Here is a 24,183-nt window from a genome sequence, read left to right as displayed (position 1 = left end):
CTCCCGGCGCGGATGGGCTCATGCGGCGGTCGGGGTCTTCTTGCCGTCGCCGCCGGGCTTGGCGGCGTCTTCCGCCCAGGCCTCGGGCAGTTGCAGCGCGGCCATCATCTCGCGCAGTTCCTGTCGCGCGGCGACATGGCCCAGCCCCATCGCACCGAATTCCTTGGCGTCGATCATGGTCAGACCGTTGGGGAACATCTCGCGATAGATGACGCGTTCGCCCAGCCCCGGAATGACCCGGAAGCCCACCCGGCGCGACAGGTCGGTCAGCGCATCCGACACGCGGCGCATGTTGCGCGCCTCGATATGCTGAAGCCGGTTGCGCAGCACGACCCAGTCGATGGTGGTGCCGTCCGCGCGCGCGCGCTGCTTGCGCGCATCCCAGATCAGTTCGGAATAGAAGCTGGGGCGGGTGACCTGGAAGCTTTCGGGATCGACCTGGCCGATCAGGTCGAAGTCGACGAAGCTGTCGTTCATCGGCGTGACCAGCGTGTTGGACAGCGCCGCCGCGGTACGCGCGAAATGATCGTCGCGGCCGGGCGTGTCGACGATCAGGAAGTCGGCATCCTGCGATAGGCGGAACCAGAGTTCTTCGAACCCGTCCTCGGTCTGGCTGCTATGGGTGGCGTGGACCGGCATGGGCAAGGCATGGCCGGTGCGACGAATCGTCTCCGCCCGATTGTCGAGATACCGCCCCACGGTACGCTGCCTATGATCCAGATCAAGACATGCGACGCGTGCGCCCTTTGCCGCCAGCGCAATGGCGACATGGACGGCCGTCGTCGATTTGCCCGTTCCGCCCTTTTCATTGGCAAATACGATCACATGGGTTGAAGATAGCCGTTCCGGCAACTCGTCGCTTCCTTATTGATCCCCGTTGCCACCCTTCATAGAAGCCCCGGGCGTGGGGAACGAGGGGTAAAATCAGTGCAAGTTATTCGGGATCGCGAAGCCCTGGCTGCGGCGCTCGCCACGATGCGGGTCGAGGGCGCGCGCGTGGCGCTGGTGCCCACTATGGGTGCGCTCCATGCCGGCCATATCGCCTTGATCGAGGCAGCGAAACGCCCCGGTACCAAGGTCGTCGCGTCCATCTTCGTGAATCCCAAGCAGTTCGGCGCGGGCGAGGATCTGGGCCGCTATCCTCGGCGCGAAGCCTCCGACCTGCGGATGCTGACCGAGGCGGGATGCGATCTGGTGTGGATGCCGGGTGTCGAGGCCATGTATCCGGAGGGACATGCGACCAATATCCGTGTCGCGGGCGTCAGCGAAGGATTTGACGGCGAGTCGCGGCCCGGTCACTTCGACGGCGTCGCCACCGTCGTCGCCAAGCTGTTCAACCAGGTGGGCCCTGACGCGGCCTATTTCGGCGAGAAGGATTTTCAGCAACTGGCGGTGATCCGCCGGATGGTCCTCGATCTCGATTTCCCGATCGAGGTGGTGGGCGTGCCGACCCAGCGCGACGATGACGGCCTCGCCCTGTCGTCGCGCAACATCTATCTGGACGAGGAACAGCGGGCCAAGGCCGTGGCGCTGCCCCGCGCACTGGGCGTTGCTGCACGGGCGATCGGGCGGGGCGAGGATGTCGCGACGGTCCTTGCCGACGCACGGGCCATGCTGACCGCCGCCGGCTTCGAGGTGGACTATGTCGCATTGGCGGATGCGGAGACCCTGAACCCCGATCCCGCCGCCGATCGCCCCCGTCGCCTGCTGGCCGCGGCGCGCATGGGATCGGCCAGACTGATCGACAATATCGCTATATCGGATGGTTAACGAGTTAACGAATTTGTGACCGTTTTGGTCATAGATCTATCCTCGGACACAGGATGTCCGGAAACGGGGTAGGACATGGCCAATAGCAGCAAGTCCGCGCTTTTCCTGATGGAGAGCCGGTATGCCGATCAGGTCGCAACCGATGATGGCGCGACCTTGTACGATCTGGGGGTCGCCTATTCGACGGGGTCGGGCGGCACGCGAATCGACCTGATCGAGGCGCATAAGTGGTTCAACCTAGCGGCGGTCGCAGGCTTTTTGCCCGGGCAGATCGCGCGGGCCGAAGTCGCCGAAGACATGACCGCCCGCGAAATCGCCGAGGCGCAGCGTCAGGCGCGGACCTTCCTCCAGGGCGGAATGCAGCAGATGCGCGCGGCTTGAGGTCCTGACACCCCGCTGATAGATTGCCTAGATCGTTTTCGATTTCGGGGGGCGATGGCAGACAAGAGTGACGGCCAAGTGACCCTCAGTCTTGGGCGCGTCGCTGTTCATGTCGGGGTCGCGATATTGGTCTGCGTGTCGGTCACGATCATGCTGGAGCGATACGGCCATTTACCGCACTGGATGGTGGTCAATAACGCAAGAGGCAGGTCGTTCGTCTGGCTGATCGGGCTGTCGCTCGGTCTTCTCGCACGGCGAATGCTAAATAAGGTGTTCCCGGTGCAGGGGAAAGGCGGAGCGTAGAGGCCGTCATGTCCGCGACATGAGGGATTCGGAATCGCAGGCGCGGTAACGGCTCCGTCATCGGCCGACGGGAATGATCGACGAGGCGTAATTCCCGCCGACCATTTCCGACGTCATGCAATCGCGATCAGTCCGCGACCTTTTTCGCAGCCGTCTTTTTGGGCGCGGCCTTTTTGGCCGGGGCCTTCTTCTCCGTCGCGGATTTGGCCGCCGTCTTGGCAGGCGCCTTCTTGGCCGCGGCCTTCTTCGCGGGTTTCTTGCGGGCCGGAGCCGCCGCCGCCCGCGCATCGATCAACTGCGCGGCTTCTTCCAGCGTCAGCTGGTCCTTGTCGACCGTCTTGGGGATGGTCGCGTTGGTCTCCCCGTCCGTGACGTAAGCGCCATAGCGCCCCTCCATCAGCTTGATCTCCGCCTCCGTGCGCGGATGCTTGCCCAGCACCTTCAGCGGTTCGCGAGAGGCCGTGCCGCGTGCGGCGCGCCCGCCGCCCGCCGCCGCTTCGGCCAGCTTGACCACGGCGGCGTTCATGCCCGTCTCGAACACTTCGGCGGTCGAGGTCAGTCGGGCATATTTGCCGCTATGCGCCAGATACGGCCCATAGCGCCCGATCGACGCGGTGATCGGCTCGCCCGTCTCGGGATGGTTGCCGATGGTGCGCGGCAGGCTGAGCAGCTTGAGCGCCCATTCCAGGTCGAGATCGACATCCTTGGGGATGGAGGCGCGCTTGGCGTCCTTGCCCTCGCCCAGCTGGATATAGGGGCCGAAACGCCCCGATTTGCGCTCGACCGGCAGCCCGGTCTCGGGATCCTGGCCCAGCGTTTCCGGCCCTGAATCCTCGCCCGCACCCTCGCCCCCTTGAGCGAAGCGGCGGGTATATTTGCACTCCGGATAGTTGGAGCAGGCGATGAACGCGCCGAACCGGCCGCCGCGCAGCGCCAGCTTGCCTTCGCCGCAATTCGGGCACAGGCGCGGGTCCGAGCCATCGGCTTTTTCAGGGAAGAGATAGGGCGCCAGGAACTGGTCCAGCTCGGCGGTGATCGCCGAGGGTTGCTGCTCCATGACCTCGGACGTGCGCGGCTTGAAGTCGCGCCAGAAGGCGTCGAGCACCGCCTGCCACTGGGCACGGCCGCCGGACACGTCGTCCAGCTCCTCTTCCAGTTCGGCGGTATAGTCATAGCCGACATATTTCTCGAAGAAGCGCTCGAGGAACGCCGTCACCAGCCGCCCGCTCTCCTCGGCGAAGAAGCGATTCTTCTCGACGCGGACATAGGCGCGGTCCTTCAACGTCTTGATGATCGACGCATAGGTGGACGGACGCCCGATGCCGAGTTCCTCCATCCGCTTGACCAGCGACGCCTCGGAGAAGCGCGGCGGCGGCTGGGTGAAGTGCTGCTCGGCCTTCACTTCCTTCTTCGCGGGCGCATCGCCCTCGCGCAGGCGGGGGAGGCGGCGGGCTTCCTCGTCCTGGCTGTCGTCCTGGCCTTCCTCATAGAGCGCCAGATAGCCGGGGAAGAGCACGACCTGGCCAGTCGCGCGCAGGACATGGCGGCCGGTGCCGTCGGCCATGTCGATGGTGGTCCGCTCCATCCGCGCCGAGGCCATTTGCGACGCCAGCGCGCGCTTCCAGATCAGGTCGTAGAGGCGGCCATGATCGCCCGAACCCGCACGATCGCGCGAGAAGTCGGTCGGGCGGATCGCCTCGTGCGCTTCCTGGGCGTTCTTCGCCTTGGACTGATACATGCGCGGCTTGTCGGGGACATAGGAGGCGTCATAGCGATCGGCCACGGCTTTCCGCGCCGCCGAGATGGCCGACCCGTCCATCTGGACGCCATCGGTACGCATGTACGTGATCGCACCGTCCTCATAGAGCTGCTGCGCGATCCGCATGGTGTGATCGGCCGAGAAGCCCAGCTTGCGCGCGGCCTCCTGTTGCAGCGTGGAGGTGGTGAAGGGCGGCGGCGGATTGCGCGTCGCGGGCTTGGTCTCGACCGACTGGACCTGGAAACGGCCCGCCTCGACATCCGCCTTGGCGCGGGTGGCATCGCCCTCATTGCCGATCGACAGGCGGTCGAGCTTCTTGCCCTCCCACTGGACCAGCCGCGCGACGAAGGGCGTGCCGTCCTGCTCCATATCGGCCGTCACCGACCAATATTCCTGGGGCTTGAACGCCTCGATCTCGCGCTCCCGCCCGACGATCAGGCGCAGCGCCACCGACTGGACGCGCCCCGCCGACTTGGCGCCGGGCAGCTTGCGCCACAGCACCGGCGACAAGGTGAAGCCGACCAGATAGTCGAGCGCCCGGCGCGCGCGATATGCGTCGATCAGGTCGGTATCCAGCTCGCGCGGATTCTGCATCGCGTGCAGGATGGCGGGCTTGGTGATCGCGTTGAACGTCACCCGCTCGACCTTGTCGGGCAGCGCCTTGCGGTTCTTCAGCACCTCCTGCACATGCCAGGAAATCGCCTCGCCCTCGCGATCAGGGTCGGTGGCCAGGATCAGGCGGTCGGCCTTCTTGGCCTCGTCGGCGATCGCCTTGAGCTGGCGCGCCTTGTCCGCGTAATTCTCCCACTCCATCGTGAAATTCTGGTCGGGATCGACCGAGCCGTCCTTGGGCGGCAGGTCGCGGACGTGGCCATAGCTCGCCAGGACGCGATAGTCCGAACCCAAATATTTCTCGATGGTCTTCGCCTTGGCGGGCGATTCGACGATGACAAGCTGCATGAGTGGTAAAGAACGTCCCTTACGTGTGTACGCGAGGATGGGGAGGGGGCGGGGGGTCGTCAAGCCGCATGGCTTGTGCTGTCTTGTCGGCGTAACGATCGAAGCGCACTCGTGATCTGCGGATGGCAAGGAGGGGGGATTATGATTCTTGCTCTGTTGATGGGTCTGGCCGATGCCGTCCGCGTGGCCGAACATATCGCGCCGCCCGCCGAGCCGGGTTTCGTCCTCGGCTTTGCCGGGCAGGGGGGCGCACCGATCCGCGAATATGTGCCGCGCGGCGAGACCGTCCAACGCTGGACCCGAATGGTGACGATCCTTCAACTCGGCTGGAAGCCAGGCATGGGGCCGCGCCGCTATGCCATGGTCTGGGCCCAGTTGATGCAGCGCGCCTGTCCCGGTGCGACGGTCGGCGAAATGCGCGATACGCCGCTGGCCGGGCATGAGTCGGTGACGTTACGCATCGACTGCCCGCGCAACCCGCAGACCGGCCTGGCCGAACTGGTCGTCGGCCGTTACGTCACCGGAAGCGAACAGCTTCACAACATCCAGGCCGCAATTCGGGGACCCGCGACGCCACAGGCGATCGGCCGGGTCGAGGCGCTGGTCGCCGGGGCGACGCTCTGCGCCACCGGGGACAGCCGGACGGTTTGTAGCGCGGGCTGATCGACGTCAGGGACCGGTGCGGACCAGACGGGAAACCCTATGGTCCCGATATTCCGGCTCGTCGTGCGGGCGATAGCCCAGCCGGTTCGCCAATCGGATCGATTCCAGATTAGCGGGCGAAATGATGCACTGGGTCGCGGTGGGGGCGTGTGTTTCCCCCATCCACCGGTGCGTGGCGGTGGCAGCTTCGTACGCATAGCCCTTGCCATGCGCGGCGCTGGTGAAGACCCAGGCCGCCTCGGGCAGCGGCACCGCCAGACTGGGCGTCACCTCTCGGCGATATTCCATGAAGCCCGTTTCGCCCAGATAGCGGCCGCTCGACCGGTCCAGTACCGCGAACAGCCCATACCCGAATGCCGACCAATGGCCGATATAGCGCAGTAGCCGCATCCAGGCTTCCTCGCCCGTCATGGGTTGACCGGCATGACGAACCACGACGGGATCGGCCACCATCGCGGCATAGGAGTCGAAATCCGCAACCTCATAGGGCCGCAAGATCAAACGCTCGGTGTGGAGCAGGCGCAGATCCTTCATGCCAAAGCCACCCGCCCCCCGGCATGTCGTTCCAGCCGTCCGGCCAGTTCCAGTTCCAAGAGGATCGTCTGGACGATGGCGGGCGGGCGGCCGCTTTGGCGGATGATTTCGTCCACGCTGACCGCCACCGGGCCGAGCAGGTCGGTGACGCGGGCGCGGTCGGCGCTGTTCGCCTCTTGTGGGGGCGGGGGCGCATAGGGGTGGTCGGGCGCGCGGACCATACGCGGATCGATCGGCCGAATCTGCTCCAATATGTCGCCGGCCGACTGGATCAGCGTCGCGCCTTCGCGAATCAGCATGTTGCAGCCTTGCGCTCGGGGGTCGGCGGGGTGGCCGGGCACCGCCATCACCTCGCGTCCCGCTTCCCCCGCCAGTCGCGCGGTGATGAGCGAGCCGGAACGTGGCGCGGCTTCCACCACCACGGTTCCCTGTGCCAGCCCGGCGATGATCCGGTTGCGCGAGGGGAAGTGGCGCGCCAATGGCTGGGTCCCCGGCGGCTGCTCGGCGATCAGCAGGCCGCGTGTCGCCACCTCTTCCTGCAACCGGGCATTTTCGGGCGGGAACGCGATGTCGATCCCGCAGGCGATGACGCCGATCGTGCCGCCGTCGAGCGCACCGATATGCGCCGCCGTGTCGATCCCGCGCGCCAGTCCTGAGGTGACCGGCACCCGATGGCTCGCCAGATCCTGCGCCAGCCCGCGTGCGAAGCGGCACGACGCGGCCGAGGCATTGCGCGCACCGACCAGCGCCACGCCGCCGCGATGCGCCAGCCTGATGTCTCCGCGCACGATCAGCGCGGGTGGCGCGGTGTCGCATTCGGCCAGCAGCGGTGGATAGTCCGCCTCGCCCAGCATCACATGGCGCGCGCCCAGCCGGGCCACGGCCTCCATCTCGCGCGCGATCAGGGCGGGATCGGCGGCGCGCGGGGCGTCGCCGCCGCCGCGTCGGGCCAGCATCGGCACCGCCTCCAGCGCGGCCCCCGCCTCGCCGAACCGCGCCATCAACTGTCGCCAGGTGACCGGGCCGATGCCATGCGTCCGCAGCAGCCGAAGCTGCGCGAACCGGGCGTCAGTCACGCTTCTTGCCGATGCGGGGCTCGGTCCCCGCCAGCAGCCGTTCGATGTTGGAGCCGTGTTTCCACACCACGATCAGCGCCAGCGCGATCAGCAGCAGGACGAGATCGAACCGCCCCATGATGGCGGCGGCCAGCGGGGCGCTGATCGCTGCCGCCATTCCCGCCACCGCCGAAATGCGGATGGTGGCGAGCAGCCCCAGCCACACGACCGCATAGACCAGGCCGAGCGGCCAATGGAGCGCGACGACCACGCCCATCAGCGTGGCGACACCCTTTCCGCCGCGAAACTTCAACCAGATAGGATAGCAGTGGCCGACAAATGCGGCCGCCGCCGCCAGCGCCTCTTCGCCGGGCATCCAGTGGCGGACCAGCAGGACGGCAGCCACCCCCTTCAGCAGGTCGAGAATCAGAGTCGCGGCGGCCAGCCCCTTGCGCCCCGTACGCAGGACGTTGGTCGCGCCGATATTGCCCGACCCGATGCTCCGCAGATCACCCGCACCGGCCAGGCGCGTCAGGATGATGCCGAACGGAATCGACCCCAGCAGATAGCCGATCAGCAAGGCCAGAGTGGGCGGCCCCCAGATGATTTCGGTCGGCAATAGTCTTCCCCTGTGCTCCAGGACAGACATAGAACATCGGCTCCGGCCTGTCCAATCCGGGGCATGCTGGTTTCGCATCCGCAAACCCCCTAAGAGGCAGGAATGAGCGATTTGCGCCCGATCCTGTTCTTTGATTCCGGCGTCGGCGGGTTGTCGATCGCGGGGCCCGCGCGCGCCGCCTTGCCGACCGCGCCTTTCGTCTATGTCGCGGACAGTGCCGGCTACCCTTATGGCGAAAAGACCGAGGCCGAGATTGCGGGCCGCGTACCCGCCCTGCTGGGGCGGCTGGCGGAGCGGTATCGGCCACGCCTGATCGTGATCGCGTGCAACACCGCCTCGACCATCGCGCTGCCCGCCGTGCGCGCGGCGCTGGACCTGCCGGTCGTCGGCACGGTGCCTGCGATCAAGCCCGCCGCCGCGATGAGCCAGACCCGCACCATCGGCGTGCTCGGCACCCGTGCGACGGTGCGTCAGGCCTATGTGGACGATCTGGCGGCGCGGTTCGCGGGGGATTGCCGGGTGATCCGGCATGGCTCGGCCGAACTGGTCGAACTGGCCGAGGCGAAGCTGCGCGGCGAGGCGCTGGCCTCCGATTCCTTCGCGGCGGTGCTGGCCGGTCTGTTCGGGCAGGAAGGCGGCGAGGCGATCGACGTGATCGTCAATGCCTGCACCCATTTCCCGCTGGTCGAGGCGGAACTGGCGGCGGCCGCGCCTCACGCGGTGCGCTTCGTCGATGGCGGACCGGGGATCGCGCGTCGGATCGCGTATCTCACGGACGGGCAGGACTGGCCCGCCGATCCGGGGGAGGGCGTCGCGGTGTTCACCCGTCTGGGCGACCGCGAACGCGCGCTGGCCCCGGGCCTGGCGGCACGCGGTTTCACGACGATCGAGGCGCTCTGACCTTCGCTCGACCGGAATGATGATGGGGCAGGGGCGATGGGGCAGGGGCGGAGTGGCGCGCGGGCCTTGCGAAACACCCGCATCAGGAACACTTCCGGCGTTGGGACAATATGTCCACCATGATCGATCACAGTAAGCGCGGTTATCGACTCGATTCATCCGCCATATCGTCGTACGTTCCCAACCCATGAGCATCGACGGTACGGACGCGCGCGTGGATTATTCCCGCGTCTTCACCCAGGCGATCGACCGCCTGCACGCCGAGGGACGTTACCGCGTCTTCATCGACATTTTGCGCAACAAGGGCATGTTCCCCAATGCGCGCTGCTTCGCCGGTCATAACGGACCCAAGCCGATCACGGTCTGGTGCTCCAATGACTATCTGGCGATGGGACAGCATCCGAAGGTCATCGCCGCGATGGAGGAAGCGCTCCATGACGTCGGTGCGGGCTCGGGCGGTACGCGCAATATCGGCGGCAACACGCATTATCATGTCGATCTGGAAGGCGAGCTGGCCGACCTGCATGGCAAGGAAGCGGCGCTCCTCTTCACCAGTGGCTATGTCTCCAACGAGGCGACGCTGGCGACGCTGGCGAAGATCCTGCCCGGCTGCGTGATCTTCTCGGACGAACTCAACCATGCCTCGATGATCGCGGGGATTCGCAATTCGGGATGCGAGAAGCAGGTCTTCCGCCACAACGACCTCGCGCATCTTGAGGAACTGCTGGCAGCAGCGGACCCGAGCCTGCCCAAGCTGATTGCCTTCGAAAGCGTCTATTCGATGGAGGGCGATGTTGCCCCGATCGCGGCGATCTGCGACTTGGCGGACAAGTATAATGCGCTGACCTATCTCGACGAGGTCCATGCGGTCGGCATGTACGGCGCACGCGGCGGCGGCATTTCGGAGCGCGATGGCGTCGCCCATCGGCTGACCGTGATCGAGGGGACGCTGGGCAAGGCGTTCGGCGTGATGGGCGGCTATATCGCGGCTGATCGGATGATCGTCGACGTGATCCGCTCCTATGCCCCTGGCTTCATCTTCACCACCTCGCTGTCGCCGGTGCTGGTCGCGGGCGTGCTGGCAAGCGTGCGCCACCTGAAGCAAAGCTCGGTCGAGCGCGAAGGACAGCAGGCCGCCGCCGCCAAGCTGAAGGCGATGATGCGCGACGCCGGGCTGCCCGTCATGCTGGGCGAGACGCATATCGTGCCGGTCATGGTCGGCGATCCGGTCAAGGCGAAGAAGATCAGCGACATCCTGCTCGCCGAGTATGGCGTCTACGTCCAGCCGATCAATTACCCGACCGTCCCGCGCGGCACCGAACGGCTGCGCTTCACCCCCGGCCCCGCGCATGACGAGGCGATGATGGCGGAACTTGTCTCGGCGCTGGTCGAAATCTGGGAGCGGCTCGACCTCAAGATGGCGGCGTAAGGCCTCTCCGTAATTCCATGTTCTCCGGCGAAGGCCGGGGCCCAGTTGCGGCAAAGGCAATGGAACGCAGAGCGGTGCGTGGGAGGCATGCGCCAAGGCATCGCTTTGGCCTCTTACGCTTGACCAGTCCGCTTCAAGGTCGTGGCAACTGGGCCCCGGCCTTCGCCGGGGAACAGGGGGTGATAGGGCTTTCGGACGTCGCAATTTCGCGGGGAGGCCAGTCCGTGATCGCTGGCCCGGCGGCGCCTTATTTCCGGCAGTAACCCTCGCCCGTCTTCACCGTCAGGCACTCCGTTTTTCCCGCCAGATATTTCAGCCCGGTCGCATCGCCATTTGTCGGGCGTAGCGTCTCGCGCACGCCGTTGCGCTCGAACACGATCGTGTCGCCCACCGCATCGCCCTTGAACTCGCCCTTGTGGTCGAGGTCCCATTGCATCTCCAGCCGGTAGCGGCCGGGTGTCGCGGCATGCTTCACGTTCAGCACCATGCCCTCCACCCCGATCCAGCGGCCGACATAGTCCGGGGCCTTGGCCTTGGGCATGCCGGTGAAGGTGGCGCCATCGCCGGCCGGGCCTGCCGTGGCCGGGGCACTCGGCCCACCGATCGAGGCGGCGGCGCTGTTGTTCACCACCTCAGGCGTTTCGCGCGAGCAGGCGGCAAGGGGCAGAAGGGCGGCGAGGATCATGATTGGCTTCATCTCGCGCAAAACCGGCCGGGACGGACACATGTTCCCTCTCCAAGGGGTAGCCATCCGCCCCGCGCGCGCGTAAAGGCGCACCCATTCCATTCCCACCCCGTCAGGAGCGCCCGTCCCATGCGCATCGCGATCGCATCCGATCATGCCGCCGTCTCGTTGAAGGCCGTGCTGGCGGACTGGCTGCGTGGCGAGGGGCATGAGGTGATCGACCTGGGCACCGACGGCACGGCCAGCGTCGATTATCCCGATTTCGGCCATGCGGTGGCCGAGGCCCTGGCCGATGGTCGCGCCGAGCGCGGCGTGGCGCTGTGCGGCTCCGGCATCGGCATTTCGATCGCCGCCAACCGCCATCCCGCCTGCCGCTGCGCGCTTGTCTCCGAGCCGCTGTCCGCCGCGCTCGCCCGCCAGCATAACGACGCCAACGCCATCGCCATGGGCGCGCGCGTCATCGGCGAGGAAATGGCCAAGGCCTGCCTGACCGCCTTTCTGTCCACCCCGTTCGAGGGCGGACGTCATCAGCGCCGCGTCGACATGCTGTCCGCAGCCCCCGCCCAGAATTGAACGCCCAAGGATATCCGCAATGAGCACGCTTAACGACGTCCAGCCCGCCGGCTTCTTCACCCGCACCTTGGCCGATGCCGACCCCGCCGTCTTCGCCGGTGTGTCGCACGAGCTGGAGCGCGAGCAGACCCAGATCGAGTTGATCGCCAGCGAGAACATCGTCTCCAAGGCGGTGATGGAAGCGCAAGGCTCGGTCTTTACGAACAAGTACGCCGAGGGCTATCCGGGCAAGCGCTATTATCAGGGCTGCGCCCCGTCGGACGAGGTCGAGCAGCTGGCGATCGACCGCGCCAAGCAGATTTTCGGCTGCGACTTCGTCAACGTGCAGCCGCATTCGGGCGCGCAGGCGAACGGCGCGGTGATGCTGGCGCTGGCCAAGCCCGGCGACACGATCATGGGCCTGTCGCTGGATGCCGGTGGCCATCTGACGCACGGTGCCAAGGCGGCGCTGTCGGGCAAGTGGTTCAACGCGGTCCAATATGGCGTCGACCCCGAGACGCATCTGATCGACTATGATGAGGTCGCCCGCATCGCGCGCGAGTGCCAGCCCAAGATCATCATCGCGGGCGGATCGGCCTATCCCCGCGTCATCGACTTCGCCAAGTTCCGCGCCATCGCGGACGAGGTCGGCGCGTATTTCATGGTCGACATGGCGCACTTTGCGGGCATCGTCGCGGGCGGTCTGCATCCGACCCCGTTCGGCCATGCGCATGTCGTGACCACCACCACGCACAAGACGCTGCGCGGTCCGCGTGGCGGCATGATCATGACGAATGACGAGGCGATCGCGAAGAAGATCAACTCGGCGGTCTTCCCCGGCCTTCAGGGCGGCCCGCTGATGCACGTCATCGCCGCCAAGGCGGTCGCGTTCGGTGAGGCGCTGCAGCCCGAGTTCAAGACCTATATCGCGGCGGTCGTCGAGAACGCCCGCACGCTGGCGGCGACGCTGAAGGCGCGCGGCGCGAACCTGGTCGCGGGCGGCACCGACACGCATCTGGCGCTGGTCGACCTGACCCCGCTGGGCATCACCGGCCGCGACGCCGACGAGGCGCTGGAGCGCGCGGGCATCACCTGCAACAAGAACGGCATCCCCAACGATCCGCTGCCCCCGATGAAAACCAGCGGCATCCGCGTCGGCTCGCCCGCGGGCACCACGCGCGGTTTCGGCCCGGCGGAGTTCGAGCAGATCGGCCATATGGTCGCCGATGTGCTCGACGGTCTGAAGGCCAAGGGCGAACATGGGGACCCCGAGGTCGAGGCGAACGTTCGTGCCCGTGTGCGTGAGCTTTGCGCACGCTTTCCGATCTATCAGGGATAAGGACATAAACGCATGGCCAAGTTCGACCAGAAATTTTCCGAGGTGCAGAACGACATCAAGTCGACGCCGGGCCTAGGCAAGAGCATGGCGAAATGGGGCGCGCTCGGCGCCGTGGTCGCGATCCCGGTGCCGTTCGTCGGTCCGGTCCTCGGCGCGGCGGCGGGTGCCGGTTATGCCTATTTCAAGGCAAAGAAGAAGGCCTGAATGCGCTGCCCCTTTTGTGGCCATGAAGACAGTCAGGTAAAGGACAGCCGCCCCACCGAAGACGGGGCGGCCATCCGCCGCCGTCGCCAATGCGAAGGCTGCGGCGCGCGCTTCACTACGTTCGAGCGCATCCAGTTGCGCGAGCTGTTCGTGCTGAAGAGCGAGGATCGGCGCGAGCCGTTCGAGCGCGAAAAGCTGCTCCGCTCCATCGCCATCGCCACGCGCAAGCGACCGATCGACCCTGTGCGGGTGGAAAAGCTCGTGTCCGGCATCCAGCGCCAGCTGGAAACCAGCGGTGAGGGCGAGGTGTCGTCCAAGCGGATCGGCGAGATGGTGATGGAAGGGCTGAAGGGCCTGGATTCGGTGGCCTATATCCGCTTCGCCAGCGTGTATCGCGAGTTCGGCGAGGCCAAGGATTTCGAGGCATTTGCCGGGACTGTTGAGGAAGTGGCGCCTCGGGGGGAATAGGATTTGTGGCGAGGGTTCGGGCGTGGGCTTCGAATGCGCTCAGCCTGAACGGCTGTTTGTATTATAGCTCGCCGCTTCATGTCCTTCATCCCCGACCTCCGTTCAGGCTGAGCGAAGTCGAAGCCCAAGGGAAACCCTTGCCCCCAACCCTCAAAGCGATAGCCTCAGGGAATGGCCTTCTACTGCTACATCCTCCGCTGCTCGGACGGCAGCTATTACACCGGCCACACCGACAATCTCGACCACCGCATCGCCCAGCACCAGTGCGGCGAAATCCCCTGCTACACCCAGACCCGTCGCCCGGTCGAATTAGCATGGGTGCAGGACTTCCCCACCCGCCATGAAGCCCTCACCGCCGAACGCCAGATCAAAGGCTGGTCCCGCACCAAGAAGGCCGCCTTGGTCGTATCGGACTGGACGCGCCTGAAAGAAGCCGCGATACCGCGCGCGGAACGTGCCCTTCGACTTCGCTCAGGGCGAACGGAAGAGTGAACGTGAACAAGTCCCAGCCCCCCGTCATCATCCTGGTCCGCCCGCAGCTGGGCGAGAATATCGGCAAGGCCGCGCGTGCCATGCTCAATTTCGGGCTGGTCGAGATGCGCCTCGTCACCCCGCGCGACGGCTGGCCCAATCCGCAGGCGGGGCCCGCCGCCTCGGGCGCGGACAGCGTGCTGGAACAGGCCAAGGTCTTTGAGAGCGTCGCCGAGGCAGTCGCCGACTGTGCGCAGGTCTATGCCACCACCGTGCGCAAGCGCGGCGTCACCAAGCCGGTGGTGACCCCGGAAGAGGCGGCGCGCGAAATCCATGCCGACACGGTGGGCCGGGCGGCCTTCCTTTTCGGGCCCGAGCGATCGGGGCTGGAGACCGACGACGTGGCGATCGCGCGCAAGATCGTCACCGTGCCGATCAACCCCGAATTCGGCAGCCTGAACCTGGCCCAGGCGGTGATCCTGATCGCCTATGAATGGTCGAAGGGCGTCGAACTGGCCCAGCCGCCCGAGGTCGAACTGCCCGAGGTCGCGCCGCAATTCGAGCTGGACGGGATGATCGGCCAGTTGGAGGAGATGCTCGATGGCGCGGGCTATTTCTTCCCGCCCGACCGGACGCCTGCGACCAAGCGGACGCTGCGTACCCTGCTGACCAAGCCCGGCTGGTCGAGCCAGGAAATCCGCACCCTGCGCGGCGTGCTGTCGACACTGGCCCGCCCGCGCGAGCGGTAACGCACTACCTCCGTTCAGGCTGAGCGAAGTCGAAGGCCAAGGGATTGGCTGTGCCCAACAGCGCTTGTGGCGCAGCCTGCGGCGTGGGCTTCGACTACGCTCAGCCTGAACGGAGTTGGGGGCGCCTTACCCCCGCGTCCGATCGAAGGTTGCCAGCTCATAGGCGATCGACCCCTCGACCAGCGTTTCCCACATCTCCGCCACGACCATCTCCGGCACACCTAGCCGCTTTGCCTCGACGCGCGCCTGGTCGATCACCTGGGCCTTGCGACCCTCGTCGCGCACGCGGTCGCGGCTCGGCTTGATCCGCGCGGCGGCGTCCATATAGCCGAAGCGGCGCGCGAGCAGCGCCACGAGTTCGCGGTCGAGCTGGTCGACGCCTGCGCGGACCTCCGCCATGGTCGTGCAATCGGGGCCGGCGAGTATCTGGGTCATGGCCATGGCTCTGCCGGGCGGCGCGCGCGCTGTCCAGCCCGGCTTGCGGTGGGGGAAGGGATGGCGTTAGCATCCCGCCCGGCTGTTCCGATGGGAGAAGAGGACGATGCTGACCACCTTGCTGCTGCTGACCCTGGCGGGACAACAGGCCGAGTCGACACCGCCGGCCCCCAAGCCGAAGGAGAAGAGGATTTGTCGTTCGGAGGCCCCCACCGGATCGCGCCTGGGTGGGCGCAAGGTCTGCCACACGCGTGAGGAATGGGACATGATCGCCGCCGATGCGCGAAAGGATGTGGACGACGCCGCGAGCCGGCTAAGCACCGTGCAGGGCAGCTGAGCGCCGCCTCGCTTGACTCCGGCGCGCCCGTCCGTTAGGCGCGCCCCTTCGCAATTGCCCCCGCATCCCGGTGAAGCGGTGGGCCTGCGCTCGTCCCACAAAGACTGGCATGGTGCGATACCGGGACCAACGTCGTTCGTAGTTGCTAAGGAATATACATGTCGAAGCGTCAGAGCGCGAAGTACAAGCTCGACCGCCGTATGGGCGAGAACATCTGGGGTCGTCCCAAGAGCCCGGTCAACAAGCGTGAATACGGCCCCGGCCAGCATGGTCAGCGTCGCAAGGGCAAGATGTCGGACTTCGGTCTGCAGCTGCGCGCCAAGCAGAAGCTGAAGGGCTATTATGGCGACGTGACCGAGAAGCAGTTCAAGGCCTGCTACCAGGAAGCCGCCCGCATGAAGGGCGATACCTCGCAGAACCTGATCGGCCTGCTCGAGCAGCGTCTGGACATGATCGTGTACCGCGCCAAGTTCGCGCCGACGATCTTCGCCGCGCGCCAGCTGGTCAGCCACGGCCACATCCGCGTCAACGGCGTGAAGTGCAACATCGCGTCGCGCCGCTGCTTCGTCGGCGACGAGATCTCGCTGGGCTCGAAGGCGACCGAAATGGCGCTGGTCCTCGAGGCACAGCAGCTCGCCGAGCGTGAAGTGCCCGATTACGTCACCGCCGACGGCAACACCAAGGTCGCCCTGACCCGCGTGCCGACGCTGGACGAGGTGCCCTATCCGGTGAAGATGGAACCGAACCTGGTCGTCGAATTCTATTCGCGCTAAGTTTTCGGGTCTTACCGAATACGAAGAGGCGGTCCTTCGGGGCCGCCTTTTTTCGTTTCGGGTATCAGTAGTTGCTGGCCCCTTTGGGAATTTCGCGCGCGAAGAAGACGCCGAGCGTCGAACTGACGAACCCTTGCAGCGGTCCAAGCCATACATTGGCTTGGTACAAAGCTTCAATCGGTTTCTTGTTCGTAAATGGCTGAAGAAGAATCGACAGGATAAGGGCAGCCAGAAACAAGATGCTTGTCAGCAATGACGGCAGGAATAGCGGGGGGCGTCGTTTCGACACGTGTGCCGACCCCGGTTTCGTCAATTGGGTAACTCCCAAAACGAGCGTCAACGTCGGAAACAGGTTTGGCGAAAGCCATTCCCAGGCTTTCGCTTCATCGCCACTGAATGCACCCAATTGGGTCTGAACGATGAAGAGCAAAATGATTATACCGCCACCGATCAGCCATGTCGTCATCAGTATAGTGCGATAACTTTGCATCGGATCGCTCCTGTTGTCTTCGATTGTTGCATCAATACTGTAGAAGTTGAGCGCCGCGGAGGTGTTGGCTGGCTTCCAGTCGACTGGGTTTGGCCTGTGTCGCGGCCTCACCGCGCCGCCGGACGAACTCGTATATCAGGGCGATGACCTTATGATTGGGCGTGAAGGCCTGGCTTTTCGTTTGGTTGTCGAGCCTGTCGCTCCCATTTTCGAGAATGCGGTCGACATCGTTGAAACCTATCGATGGCCCGTTGCTGGGGGTGATATGATCGCTGACGATGAATGCGATCAATCGATACCGACCGGGTGGCGCACGTAGTAATGCGGTAAGATAGTCCGAGAGCGTGAACGGGTCCGGCAACGACGCTTGTGACTCGATGTCGAACCGCCCGACCTGAGACCATGGACGGCCATCATCGCGCATGCGTTCGATACGCGTGACAAGTGCGAAGCCGCCGGGTGCGGCATAATAGCCGATCTCCGTATAGCCTGACCTTTCCAAAGCGCTGCTTAGTCGATCCGCCGCTTCGCCCAGGGTTTGAATGCGTCCGAACCTCGCCGCCGAAATGGTAGCGCGCGCGGAAGGGGCGGGTGGCGGCCAAGGGAAATTTGGCATCCGTATCATTACAATCGGCTCCGCGGCAGGCGGCGGCGGAGGAGGAGGAGGAGGTGGTGGTGGTACCGAGGCCGACTCCGTTGTAATGTCGCGATCAGTCGAGGCCGATCCACAACTTGTTGCTGCCAATAGCACGAGGGCCATTGCGACAATGCGCATCGTCATCATCATGCCTTTCGACGAGAACGGAACGAGACGCAGACAGGCCGGAATTGGAAGTGGCGCATCGATGCTGACGCTCCGCATCGCATGAACTCAATCGCAAGAAGATCGGATATGGCGACATTTTCGCTTGTGGGCTGTTCGCTTGCGCGTCGTGGGGGGTGCATGTCAGACATGCACGCATCGCATTCGGGAGCTTGTTATGTCGCGTCTTCTTGCCCTGTCACTGATCGCCCTCATGTCCGGCACCGCCCTTGCGCAGGAGCGGCCCGCCATTTCGGTCGATACGCTGAAGACCGTCACGCAGACGCTGTCGTCCGACGAATATGAAGGACGCGCGCCCACCACGCCCGCCGAGGACAAGACGGTCGCCTATATCATCGACCGCTTTCAGAAGGCGGGGCTGAAGCCCGGCAACAAGGGAAGCTGGACCCAGGACGTGCCCATGGTCGAGATCACCGCGACCGACGTCCAGCCCTTTACGGTCAGGGGCAAGGGGCAACCCATGTCGCTGGCCTATCGGACCGATATGGTGGTCGGCACCTATCGCGTCACACCGAAGATCGATGTGGCGAATAGCGAGATGGTCTTTGTCGGCTATGGCATCACCGCGCCCGAAAAGGGCTGGGACGATTATGCCGGGGTCGATGTGCGCGGCAAGACGGTGATCATCCTGGTGAACGACGCCGACTGGCAGACCATGGGGCGCGAGGGGCCGTTCGAGGGGCGGGCGATGACCTGGTATGGTCGATGGCCCTATAAGTTCGAGAATGCCACCAAGCACGGCGCCGCGGCCGCGCTGATCGTGCATCAGACCGAACCGGCCGCCTATCCTTGGGCGGTGGTGCAATCCTCCTGGACCGGGCCGCAGCTCGAACTGGACGAGGCGGGCGATCACATGGACCAGAGCCAGGTGATCGGCTGGCTGCAACAGCCGGTGGCGGAGCGCATCCTGAAGGCGGCGGGCAAGGACCTCGCCACCCTGACCAAGGCGGCGCAGACCAAGGGGTTCAAGGCGGTGCCGCTCGGCCTGACTTTGTCGGGCGGGTTCACCAACACGATCCGGCGCCAGGCGTCGAAGAATGTCGTCGGCCTGCTGCCCGGTACCACCGAGCCGGGGGATTATGTCCTGTATTCCGCGCATTGGGACCATCTGGGACGGTGCGACGCGGTGGATGGCGACGATATCTGCAACGGCGCGCTCGACAATGCGAGCGGCGTGGCGGGACTGGTCGCGCTGGCAGAGGCGCAGGCCAAGGCGGGACCGGCCAAGCGGTCGATCGCGTTCCTGGCGGTGACGGCGGAGGAAAGCGGGCTGCTCGGCTCGGGCTATTATGCGCAGCACCCGGTCTTTCCGCTCGCTCGCACGGTGGGCGGGGTCAATATGGACGGGCTGAACGTCACCGGCCGGTCCAAGGATTTCGTGCTGATCGGCAAGGGCAAGTCCGAGATCGAGGACATCGCCAAGGGGCTGGTCGGCGCGCAGGGCCGCTATATCGGCGAGGAAGCCAATCCGGAACGGGGCAGCTATTACCGGTCCGACCATTTCTCCTTCGCCAAGCTGGGCGTGCCGATGCTCGATGGCGGGTCGGGACAGGACAAGGTGATGGGCGGCGTCGCGGCGGGCAAGGCGGCGGCGGAGGACTATGTCGCCCACCGCTATCACAAGCCCGCCGACGAATATGATCCCAACTGGGATTGGTCGGGCGCGGTCGAGGATTTGACGGTCTATTATCAATTGGGCAGGACGCTGGCGGACCGGCCGGGCCTGTGGCCCAACTGGTATCCCACCGCCGAATTTCGCAGCATCCGCGATCAAAGCAGGAAGAACGCCCAGTGACCACGTCATCGGTGACCACGCCATCCGCGACGACGCCTCCGCCACCCGAATGGGCCCGGCATGAGGCCGTATGGATCGGCTTTCCCAGCCATCCCGAGCTGTGGGAAGACGATCTGGAACCCGCGCGCGAGGAGGTTCTGGCCTTTGCCCGCGCCGTCCATGCCGGGGGCCGGGGCGAACGGGTGATCCTGGTCGCCGCCGATGGCGAGGCCGCCGATGCCGCCCGCGACATGGCGGGTGATCTCGCCGATGTGGTAGTGCAGCCTTTCGGTGACATCTGGTTGCGCGATACCGGACCGATCGTCACGGGCGATGGTTCGGCCCGGCTGTTCCGGTTCAATGGCTGGGGCGGGAAATATGACCTGCCGGGCGACGACACGGTCGGCGCGCGGCTGGCCGAGGATCGCGGCATCGCCGCCACGCCCTGCGACTGGGTGCTGGAGGGCGGTGCGATCGACGGCGACGGCACCGGCCTGGTCGTCACCACGCGCCAGTGCCTGCTGAACCCCAATCGCAATCCCGAACTGACCGAGGAAGCGATCACCGAACGGCTGGCGCAGGATCTGGGGCTGACCCGCGTGGTGTGGCTGGGCGACGGACTGCTCAACGATCACACCGATGGCCATGTCGACAATCTGGCGCGCTTCGTCGGGCCGAACCGGATCGCCTTGCCGGAAGCGGCGGAGAATGATCCCAATTGGCAGGTCTATGCCGCCGCCAAGCGCACAGCCGAGGCGGCGGGGCTGGAGGTCGTGACCATCCCCTCGCCGGGTCGGGTGCTGCGCGACGAGGAGATCGTGCCCGCCAGCTATATGAACTTCTATATCGGCAATGCGGCGGTCGTCGTGCCGCTCTATGGCAGCGAGAACGACGCGGCGGGCGTCGCGGCGATCCAGGCGATCTTCCCCGACCGCGAAGTGGTGGGCCTGCGCGCCGATGCGATCCTGACCGGCGGCGGCAGCTTCCACTGCATTTCGCAGCAGATACCGGCGCTCTGACGCGCCGAGCCTGTCGGAAGACGAAGGGCCTGCGCTTCCATAGGGAGCGTAGGCCCTTTTCGTGATGGTCGGTAGGGACGGGATCGGCCTTTCCCCGTAACTTGCCCTGCGTTCAGGTGGAATGGAGGAGGGGGCGCCGAACCGCGTGACGCCGATCATAGGGTGGGATAGGATCGCCCCGCATCTACAGGGGGACGCGCCATGATGATCGCCCGGTCGACCGACACAGGTGGATTTACGCTTTCCGGGTTGGTGCCGCCCATCGTCATCGCCGGGGCGGCGGCGCTGCTCCGCTTGCCCCTCGCTTCGGCGCATCCGCATGTGGCGGCATTGCTGTTCCTGTGGATCGCGTCGGATGCGATGATGCTGGGCCTGATCGCGCGCGACCGTCGCCCCGGCTGGCGGGCAGGGATTGCGGCGATGGCGGCGGCGGGGATAGCGGTGCTCAGCCTGTCGCCCGCGCCGATTCGGGCGGCGCTGATCGCCATGCCCTGGGCGTTGGCGGTACCGGTCGTGGCGATCGCCCTGCATGGCGGATGGGGAATGTGGCGCGCCGCCGAGCGGGTCCGGCACTGGCGACGCAGCGATGCGGATCGCTGGATCGACCTGCTCGCCGAAATGCTGCCGCGTCCGCTTGCCCGCCTCGCGGTCGCGGGGGCGGCATTGCTCCATCTGGCGCTGTTCCGCTGGAAGGCCGCGCCCGACATTCCGCCGGGCGCGATCGGCTTTGGTTATCACCGGCAGCTTCAACCGATGATGATCGCGCTGCTGCTGTTGTCCTGTGTCGAGATCGGCGTCACCCATTTGCTGATCGCGCATTGGAACCGGACGCTGGCGCTGATCCTGTTCGTGGTCAGCGACGTATCGCTTCTCTATCTGATCGGGCTCATCAAGTCGCTGCGGCTGGCCCCCATTTTGTTGACCGATACCGGGGTGCGGATACGCGCCGGTATCCTGGTCGACCATATGATCCCCTATGCCGCCATCACCGCCGTACAGGCGAACCCCGACGGCGCGACGGTGCGGGCGCCGGACAGTTGGAACATCGCGCTGCTGGCCTGGCCCAATCTGCTCCTCCGGCTGGACCCACCTTTGCCGCCCCGGTCGCGCTGGCGGCGCGATCCGGTGCGGGCCGTGGCGCTACGGCTCGATGAGCCAGGCCCCTTCCTCGACAAATTGCATGCGCGTCTGGCCACTCGGTGCGTGACGGAGGAAATTTGAGCCATTAAAGGGCGTGGCCATGACCCAGATCACCGTCGCCGCGCTGCAACTGGCCTTCACCGCCGATATCGACCGCAACATCGCCGAGGTGTCGCGCCTCGTCCGAGAGGCGGCATCACAGGGTGCGCAGGTGATCCTGCCGCCCGAATTGTTCGAGGGCGAGTATTTCTGCCGCGTCGAGGATGAAGGGCTGTTTGCGAACGCCAAGCCGACCGCCGAGCACAAGGCGGTGCTGGCGATGCAGGAACTGGCGGCCGAGCTGAAGGTCCATATCCCCACCAGCTTCTTCGAGGCGGATGGGCCGCATCATTACAACTCGCTGGCGATGATCAATCCGGACGGCAAGGTCGCGGGCGTGTATCGCAAGAGCCATATCCCGGACGGTCCGGGATATGAGGAGAAATTCTATTTCCGCCCCGGCAATACCGGGTTCAAGGTGTGGGACGGTCCCGCGACGACGCTGGGCGTCGGCATCTGCTGGGACCAATGGTATCCCGAGACGGCGCGCACGATGATGCTGATGGGCGCGCAGGTCCTGTTCTACCCGACCGCGATCGGCAGCGAGCCGCATGACGACAGCCTCGATACCGCGCGGCTGTGGCGGCGCGCGATGGTTGGTCATGCAGTGTCCAACGTCGTGCCGATCGTCGCCGCCAACCGGATCGGCTGCGAACATGGCCAGACCTTCTACGGCACCAGCTTCATCTGCGACGAACGCGGCGACATCCTGGCCGAACTCGGCCGCGAGGAAGAGGGCGTGATCGTCGCCACCCTCGACCTCGACCGGGTAAAGCGCCACCGCGCCGCCTTCGGCTTCTTCCGCGACCGGCGGCCGGAGCTGTACGGACGGCTGGTGCAGGATATTTGAGGTCGTCGTCCCAGCGAAGGCTGGGACCCCTCTCGGCCGGGCTTTGTTCGTCAGAGGCCCCAGCCTTCGCTGAGGCGACGATCGGGATTCAGCCCCGCAACGCCACCGCGCGGGCGAAGACGGCCTCGAACATATCGGGTGTCAGTCTTCCGGTATTCTGGTTGTAGCGCGAGCAGTGATAGCTATCGAGCACCACCGGCCCGCCGCCCGGCATCCGGTGCTCGGCGAGATGGGCGAATCGAGTCTTGGGCAGCTTGCCGCCCAGCGCCTTGACCACCGACTGGTGCGCGATCTGGCCCAGGGCGATGACCACCTTCAGTCCGCCCAGCGCGGCCAGTTCCTGCTCCAGAAACGGGCGGCAGGTCCGGATTTCGTCGGGCGTCGGCTTGTTCTCGGGCGGCAGGCATTTGACCGCGTTCAGGATGACCGCACCCGTCAGTGTCAGGCCGTCATCGACCCGCGCCTCGAAATTCCCCTCGGCGAGCCCGAATTTGGCGAGCGTGCCATAGAGAAGCGGCCCCGCGCCATCGCCGGTAAAGGGACGACCCGTCCGATGCGCGCCATGCTTGCCGGGGGCGAGGCCGACCACCGCCAGCCAGGGATCGGCATCGCCGAAGGGTGGGACCGGCGCATTCCACCAACCGGGATATTCGGCGGCGACCGCGGCGCGAACCGCGGCGAGGCGTGGGCAGAGCGGGCAGTCGCGCGGCGGCTGGACGGGGATCAACGGCGCGGGAATGGTGGGAAAGGATGCATCGGGCATCGCGCTGCGGTAGTCGGGGGGCATGACGACGACAAGCTATGCCATTGCGCTGGGTTCCAACCGTCCCGGGCGGCACGGAGGCCCGCGCGCCGAAATTCGTGCGGCGCTGGCGGCGCTCGACGGCGTCTATGCGGTGTCGCCGATCATCACCACCGCGCCGGTCGGTCCGTCGATCCGCGCCTTCGCCAATGCCGCCGCACTGGTGCGCAGCACGCTGACCCCACCCGAGATGCTGGCGTCGCTGAAGAGGATCGAACGAGCTTTTGGGCGACGGCGCGGCCAGCGCTGGGGCGCGCGGGTGATCGATCTCGACATCATCCTGTGGTCGGGCGGGCATTGGCGCTCGGCGGGATTGACCGTACCGCACGGCGCTTATGCCATCCGCACCTTCGTCCTGCACCCGTTGGCTGCGATCGCGGGGGACTGGCGGGACCCGCGCGATGGTCGGCGCGTGCGTCATGTGCGACATGGTGTTGACCGCAGGCGTCCACGCCCCTAGGTCGCTTCCACCCCGATGGAGGGTCCGTAGCTCAGTTGGTAGAGCAAGCGACTTTTAATCGAGAGGTCCCGGGTTCGAGTCCCGGCGGACCCACCACGGGGTTGTTTCAGGCGCTGCGGCGCGATAACACTGTCACAACGACGCTTTAAGTGACACGCACGATACCGAGCTCGCGGAACCCCGGCGAACGAGTGACCGCTTGTCCTGCTGCTTTAGGGTCAGGACTCGTTGATCACAGCCAGAAGATGACGGTGGCAGCGAGGGTGATGGCGGAAAAGAAGGCGGTAGGGCAGCGATCGTATCGGGTTGCGACGCGGCGCCAGTCCTTGAGGCGACCGAA

The 24,183-nt window shown here is 65.8% G+C and carries 27 protein-coding genes, 1 tRNA gene and 2 pseudogenes; 19 read left to right on the top strand and 11 right to left on the bottom strand.

The window, feature by feature from the left end; genetic code table 11:
- Positions 1 to 18 precede the first annotated feature (18 nt).
- Complete coding sequence (locus NZL82_RS17755) at positions 19 to 852, bottom strand: division plane positioning ATPase MipZ (RefSeq protein WP_261271076.1); 834 nt, start codon at positions 850 to 852, stop codon at positions 19 to 21.
- 75 nt (positions 853 to 927) lie between these two features.
- Between NZL82_RS17755 and panC the strand changes: the two genes are divergently transcribed.
- From panC to NZL82_RS17740, 3 genes are all read left to right on the top strand, one after another.
- The gene (panC, locus tag NZL82_RS17750; RefSeq protein ID WP_261271075.1) at positions 928 to 1,770 is read left to right on the top strand and encodes a pantoate--beta-alanine ligase; all 843 of its coding nucleotides are present in this window, start codon (positions 928 to 930) and stop codon (positions 1,768 to 1,770) included.
- Between the two features lie 75 nt (positions 1,771 to 1,845).
- Positions 1,846 to 2,151: a hypothetical protein gene (locus tag NZL82_RS17745; RefSeq protein ID WP_261271074.1), complete on the top strand. Its 306-nt coding sequence runs from the start codon at positions 1,846 to 1,848 to the stop codon at positions 2,149 to 2,151.
- 54 nt (positions 2,152 to 2,205) lie between these two features.
- Complete coding sequence (locus tag NZL82_RS17740; protein ID WP_261271073.1) at positions 2,206 to 2,454, top strand: hypothetical protein; 249 nt, start codon at positions 2,206 to 2,208, stop codon at positions 2,452 to 2,454.
- A gap of 127 nt (positions 2,455 to 2,581) precedes the next feature.
- Here the strand turns inward: NZL82_RS17740 and topA are convergent, their stop codons facing one another.
- Positions 2,582 to 5,173: a type I DNA topoisomerase gene (gene topA, locus NZL82_RS17735; protein WP_261271072.1), complete on the bottom strand. Its 2,592-nt coding sequence runs from the start codon at positions 5,171 to 5,173 to the stop codon at positions 2,582 to 2,584.
- A gap of 141 nt (positions 5,174 to 5,314) precedes the next feature.
- Between topA and NZL82_RS17730 the strand changes: the two genes are divergently transcribed.
- Positions 5,315 to 5,836, top strand: a complete 522-nt coding sequence (locus NZL82_RS17730; protein WP_261271071.1) for a hypothetical protein — start codon at positions 5,315 to 5,317, stop codon at positions 5,834 to 5,836.
- 6 nt (positions 5,837 to 5,842) lie between these two features.
- Here NZL82_RS17730 and NZL82_RS17725 read toward each other — a convergent pair whose 3' ends face one another.
- Genes NZL82_RS17725 through plsY form a run of 3 tightly spaced genes read right to left on the bottom strand, consistent with a single transcriptional unit; the run spans position 5,843 to position 8,044 of the window.
- On the bottom strand, positions 5,843 to 6,370 hold the full coding sequence (locus NZL82_RS17725) for a GNAT family N-acetyltransferase (RefSeq protein ID WP_261271070.1): 528 nt from the start codon (positions 6,368 to 6,370) through the stop codon (positions 5,843 to 5,845).
- A complete protein-coding gene (gene dprA, locus NZL82_RS17720) occupies positions 6,367 to 7,446 on the bottom strand; it encodes a DNA-processing protein DprA (RefSeq protein WP_261271069.1) in 1,080 nt (359 codons plus the stop codon). Before dprA ends, NZL82_RS17725 begins: the two co-directional genes overlap by 4 nt.
- Positions 7,439 to 8,044, bottom strand: coding sequence for a glycerol-3-phosphate 1-O-acyltransferase PlsY (gene plsY, locus NZL82_RS17715; protein WP_261271068.1), 606 nt, complete (start codon positions 8,042 to 8,044; stop codon positions 7,439 to 7,441). Before plsY ends, dprA begins: the two co-directional genes overlap by 8 nt.
- 102 nt (positions 8,045 to 8,146) lie before the next feature.
- On the opposite strand from plsY, the gene murI reads away from it, so the two are divergent.
- Both murI and hemA read left to right on the top strand, forming a co-directional pair.
- The gene (gene murI, locus NZL82_RS17710) at positions 8,147 to 8,944 is read left to right on the top strand and encodes a glutamate racemase (RefSeq protein WP_261271067.1); all 798 of its coding nucleotides are present in this window, start codon (positions 8,147 to 8,149) and stop codon (positions 8,942 to 8,944) included.
- 187 nt (positions 8,945 to 9,131) lie between these two features.
- Complete coding sequence (gene hemA / locus NZL82_RS17705) at positions 9,132 to 10,373, top strand: 5-aminolevulinate synthase (protein ID WP_405051389.1); 1,242 nt, start codon at positions 9,132 to 9,134, stop codon at positions 10,371 to 10,373.
- A 247-nt stretch (positions 10,374 to 10,620) separates the two neighbouring features.
- Here hemA and NZL82_RS17700 read toward each other — a convergent pair whose 3' ends face one another.
- Entirely contained in the window at positions 10,621 to 11,058 is a 438-nt protein-coding gene (locus NZL82_RS17700) for a hypothetical protein (protein WP_261271066.1), read from the bottom strand.
- A 129-nt stretch (positions 11,059 to 11,187) separates the two neighbouring features.
- Here NZL82_RS17700 and rpiB point away from each other — a divergent pair, with 129 nt between their 5' ends.
- From rpiB to NZL82_RS17670, 5 genes and pseudogenes are all read left to right on the top strand, one after another.
- Positions 11,188 to 11,631: a ribose 5-phosphate isomerase B gene (gene rpiB, locus NZL82_RS17695; protein WP_261271065.1), complete on the top strand. Its 444-nt coding sequence runs from the start codon at positions 11,188 to 11,190 to the stop codon at positions 11,629 to 11,631.
- A 19-nt stretch (positions 11,632 to 11,650) separates the two neighbouring features.
- A complete protein-coding gene (glyA, locus tag NZL82_RS17690; protein WP_261271064.1) occupies positions 11,651 to 12,949 on the top strand; it encodes a serine hydroxymethyltransferase in 1,299 nt (432 codons plus the stop codon).
- A 12-nt stretch (positions 12,950 to 12,961) separates the two neighbouring features.
- Positions 12,962 to 13,153 carry a hypothetical protein gene (locus NZL82_RS17685; RefSeq protein ID WP_261271063.1) on the top strand — a complete coding sequence of 64 codons (192 nt, stop codon included), beginning with the start codon at positions 12,962 to 12,964 and terminating at the stop codon, positions 13,151 to 13,153.
- Positions 13,154 to 13,621: a transcriptional regulator NrdR gene (gene nrdR, locus NZL82_RS17680; protein ID WP_261271062.1), complete on the top strand. Its 468-nt coding sequence runs from the start codon at positions 13,154 to 13,156 to the stop codon at positions 13,619 to 13,621.
- Between the two features lie 171 nt (positions 13,622 to 13,792).
- Positions 13,793 to 14,841 (top strand): annotated as a pseudogene (locus NZL82_RS17670) (TrmH family RNA methyltransferase).
- Between the two features lie 126 nt (positions 14,842 to 14,967).
- Here NZL82_RS17670 and NZL82_RS17665 read toward each other — a convergent pair.
- Positions 14,968 to 15,276 (bottom strand): chorismate mutase, encoded by a 309-nt coding sequence (locus NZL82_RS17665; RefSeq protein WP_261271059.1) that lies wholly within the window; start codon positions 15,274 to 15,276, stop codon positions 14,968 to 14,970.
- Positions 15,277 to 15,382: 106 nt separating this feature from the next.
- Between NZL82_RS17665 and NZL82_RS17660 the strand changes: the two genes are divergently transcribed.
- Entirely contained in the window at positions 15,383 to 15,613 is a 231-nt protein-coding gene (locus tag NZL82_RS17660) for a hypothetical protein (protein ID WP_261271058.1), read from the top strand.
- Positions 15,614 to 15,771: 158 nt separating this feature from the next.
- Positions 15,772 to 16,386, top strand: coding sequence for a 30S ribosomal protein S4 (rpsD, locus tag NZL82_RS17655; protein ID WP_261271057.1), 615 nt, complete (start codon positions 15,772 to 15,774; stop codon positions 16,384 to 16,386).
- 64 nt (positions 16,387 to 16,450) lie between these two features.
- Here the strand turns inward: rpsD and NZL82_RS17650 are convergent, their stop codons facing one another.
- Positions 16,451 to 16,852, bottom strand: a complete 402-nt coding sequence (locus NZL82_RS17650; protein WP_261271056.1) for a hypothetical protein — start codon at positions 16,850 to 16,852, stop codon at positions 16,451 to 16,453.
- Positions 16,853 to 16,907: 55 nt separating this feature from the next.
- Positions 16,908 to 17,738, bottom strand: coding sequence for a hypothetical protein (locus NZL82_RS17645; RefSeq protein ID WP_261271055.1), 831 nt, complete (start codon positions 17,736 to 17,738; stop codon positions 16,908 to 16,910).
- Positions 17,739 to 17,856: 118 nt separating this feature from the next.
- On the opposite strand from NZL82_RS17645, the gene NZL82_RS17640 reads away from it, so the two are divergent.
- From NZL82_RS17640 to aguB, 4 genes are all read left to right on the top strand, one after another.
- Positions 17,857 to 19,494 (top strand): M28 family metallopeptidase, encoded by a 1,638-nt coding sequence (locus NZL82_RS17640; RefSeq protein ID WP_405051388.1) that lies wholly within the window; start codon positions 17,857 to 17,859, stop codon positions 19,492 to 19,494.
- An 11-nt stretch (positions 19,495 to 19,505) separates the two neighbouring features.
- On the top strand, positions 19,506 to 20,492 hold the full coding sequence (locus NZL82_RS17635; RefSeq protein ID WP_261271054.1) for an agmatine deiminase family protein: 987 nt from the start codon (positions 19,506 to 19,508) through the stop codon (positions 20,490 to 20,492).
- Between the two features lie 201 nt (positions 20,493 to 20,693).
- Positions 20,694 to 21,713, top strand: coding sequence for a hypothetical protein (locus tag NZL82_RS17630; protein ID WP_261271053.1), 1,020 nt, complete (start codon positions 20,694 to 20,696; stop codon positions 21,711 to 21,713).
- 19 nt (positions 21,714 to 21,732) lie between these two features.
- Positions 21,733 to 22,581 carry an N-carbamoylputrescine amidase gene (aguB, locus tag NZL82_RS17625; protein WP_261271052.1) on the top strand — a complete coding sequence of 283 codons (849 nt, stop codon included), beginning with the start codon at positions 21,733 to 21,735 and terminating at the stop codon, positions 22,579 to 22,581.
- Between the two features lie 88 nt (positions 22,582 to 22,669).
- Here aguB and NZL82_RS17620 read toward each other — a convergent pair whose 3' ends face one another.
- Positions 22,670 to 23,344, bottom strand: coding sequence for a uracil-DNA glycosylase (locus NZL82_RS17620; RefSeq protein WP_261271115.1), 675 nt, complete (start codon positions 23,342 to 23,344; stop codon positions 22,670 to 22,672).
- 22 nt (positions 23,345 to 23,366) lie between these two features.
- Here NZL82_RS17620 and folK point away from each other — a divergent pair, with 22 nt between their 5' ends.
- Both folK and NZL82_RS17610 read left to right on the top strand, forming a co-directional pair.
- The gene (gene folK, locus NZL82_RS17615) at positions 23,367 to 23,843 is read left to right on the top strand and encodes a 2-amino-4-hydroxy-6-hydroxymethyldihydropteridine diphosphokinase (RefSeq protein WP_261271051.1); all 477 of its coding nucleotides are present in this window, start codon (positions 23,367 to 23,369) and stop codon (positions 23,841 to 23,843) included.
- Positions 23,844 to 23,863: 20 nt separating this feature from the next.
- Positions 23,864 to 23,939 (top strand) — tRNA-Lys (locus NZL82_RS17610).
- A gap of 136 nt (positions 23,940 to 24,075) precedes the next feature.
- Here the strand turns inward: NZL82_RS17610 and NZL82_RS17605 are convergent.
- Positions 24,076 to 24,183, bottom strand: a pseudogene (locus NZL82_RS17605) (IS5/IS1182 family transposase); the annotation flags it as partial.

Source organism: Sphingomonas sp. LC-1 (assembly GCF_025371035.1).
Lineage (GTDB): Bacteria > Pseudomonadota > Alphaproteobacteria > Sphingomonadales > Sphingomonadaceae > Sphingomonas > Sphingomonas sanguinis_E.
Note: the sequence above shows the minus strand (reverse complement) of the source record. Positions and strands in the feature narration are given on the sequence as shown.

What these genes read in the sequence shown, in the direction of transcription:
- NZL82_RS17745 (WP_261271074.1), top strand. Translation starts at nt 1,846, where the DNA reads ATGGCCAATAGCAGCAAGTCCGCGCTTTTCCTGATGGAGAGCCGGTAT.
- NZL82_RS17740 (WP_261271073.1), top strand. Translation starts at nt 2,206, where the DNA reads ATGGCAGACAAGAGTGACGGCCAAGTGACCCTCAGTCTTGGGCGCGTC.
- topA (WP_261271072.1), bottom strand. Translation starts at nt 5,173, where the DNA reads ATGCAGCTTGTCATCGTCGAATCGCCCGCCAAGGCGAAGACCATCGAG.
- NZL82_RS17730 (WP_261271071.1), top strand. Translation starts at nt 5,315, where the DNA reads ATGATTCTTGCTCTGTTGATGGGTCTGGCCGATGCCGTCCGCGTGGCC.
- NZL82_RS17725 (WP_261271070.1), bottom strand. Translation starts at nt 6,370, where the DNA reads ATGAAGGATCTGCGCCTGCTCCACACCGAGCGTTTGATCTTGCGGCCC.
- murI (WP_261271067.1), top strand. Translation starts at nt 8,147, where the DNA reads ATGAGCGATTTGCGCCCGATCCTGTTCTTTGATTCCGGCGTCGGCGGG.
- hemA (WP_405051389.1), top strand. Translation starts at nt 9,132, where the DNA reads ATGAGCATCGACGGTACGGACGCGCGCGTGGATTATTCCCGCGTCTTC.
- NZL82_RS17700 (WP_261271066.1), bottom strand. Translation starts at nt 11,058, where the DNA reads ATGATCCTCGCCGCCCTTCTGCCCCTTGCCGCCTGCTCGCGCGAAACG.
- rpiB (WP_261271065.1), top strand. Translation starts at nt 11,188, where the DNA reads ATGCGCATCGCGATCGCATCCGATCATGCCGCCGTCTCGTTGAAGGCC.
- glyA (WP_261271064.1), top strand. Translation starts at nt 11,651, where the DNA reads ATGAGCACGCTTAACGACGTCCAGCCCGCCGGCTTCTTCACCCGCACC.
- NZL82_RS17685 (WP_261271063.1), top strand. Translation starts at nt 12,962, where the DNA reads ATGGCCAAGTTCGACCAGAAATTTTCCGAGGTGCAGAACGACATCAAG.
- nrdR (WP_261271062.1), top strand. Translation starts at nt 13,154, where the DNA reads ATGCGCTGCCCCTTTTGTGGCCATGAAGACAGTCAGGTAAAGGACAGC.
- NZL82_RS17665 (WP_261271059.1), bottom strand. Translation starts at nt 15,276, where the DNA reads ATGACCCAGATACTCGCCGGCCCCGATTGCACGACCATGGCGGAGGTC.
- NZL82_RS17660 (WP_261271058.1), top strand. Translation starts at nt 15,383, where the DNA reads ATGCTGACCACCTTGCTGCTGCTGACCCTGGCGGGACAACAGGCCGAG.
- rpsD (WP_261271057.1), top strand. Translation starts at nt 15,772, where the DNA reads ATGTCGAAGCGTCAGAGCGCGAAGTACAAGCTCGACCGCCGTATGGGC.
- NZL82_RS17650 (WP_261271056.1), bottom strand. Translation starts at nt 16,852, where the DNA reads ATGACGACATGGCTGATCGGTGGCGGTATAATCATTTTGCTCTTCATC.
- NZL82_RS17645 (WP_261271055.1), bottom strand. Translation starts at nt 17,738, where the DNA reads ATGCGGAGCGTCAGCATCGATGCGCCACTTCCAATTCCGGCCTGTCTG.
- NZL82_RS17640 (WP_405051388.1), top strand. Translation starts at nt 17,857, where the DNA reads ATGTCGCGTCTTCTTGCCCTGTCACTGATCGCCCTCATGTCCGGCACC.
- NZL82_RS17630 (WP_261271053.1), top strand. Translation starts at nt 20,694, where the DNA reads ATGATGATCGCCCGGTCGACCGACACAGGTGGATTTACGCTTTCCGGG.
- aguB (WP_261271052.1), top strand. Translation starts at nt 21,733, where the DNA reads ATGACCCAGATCACCGTCGCCGCGCTGCAACTGGCCTTCACCGCCGAT.
- NZL82_RS17620 (WP_261271115.1), bottom strand. Translation starts at nt 23,344, where the DNA reads ATGCCCGATGCATCCTTTCCCACCATTCCCGCGCCGTTGATCCCCGTC.
- folK (WP_261271051.1), top strand. Translation starts at nt 23,367, where the DNA reads ATGACGACGACAAGCTATGCCATTGCGCTGGGTTCCAACCGTCCCGGG.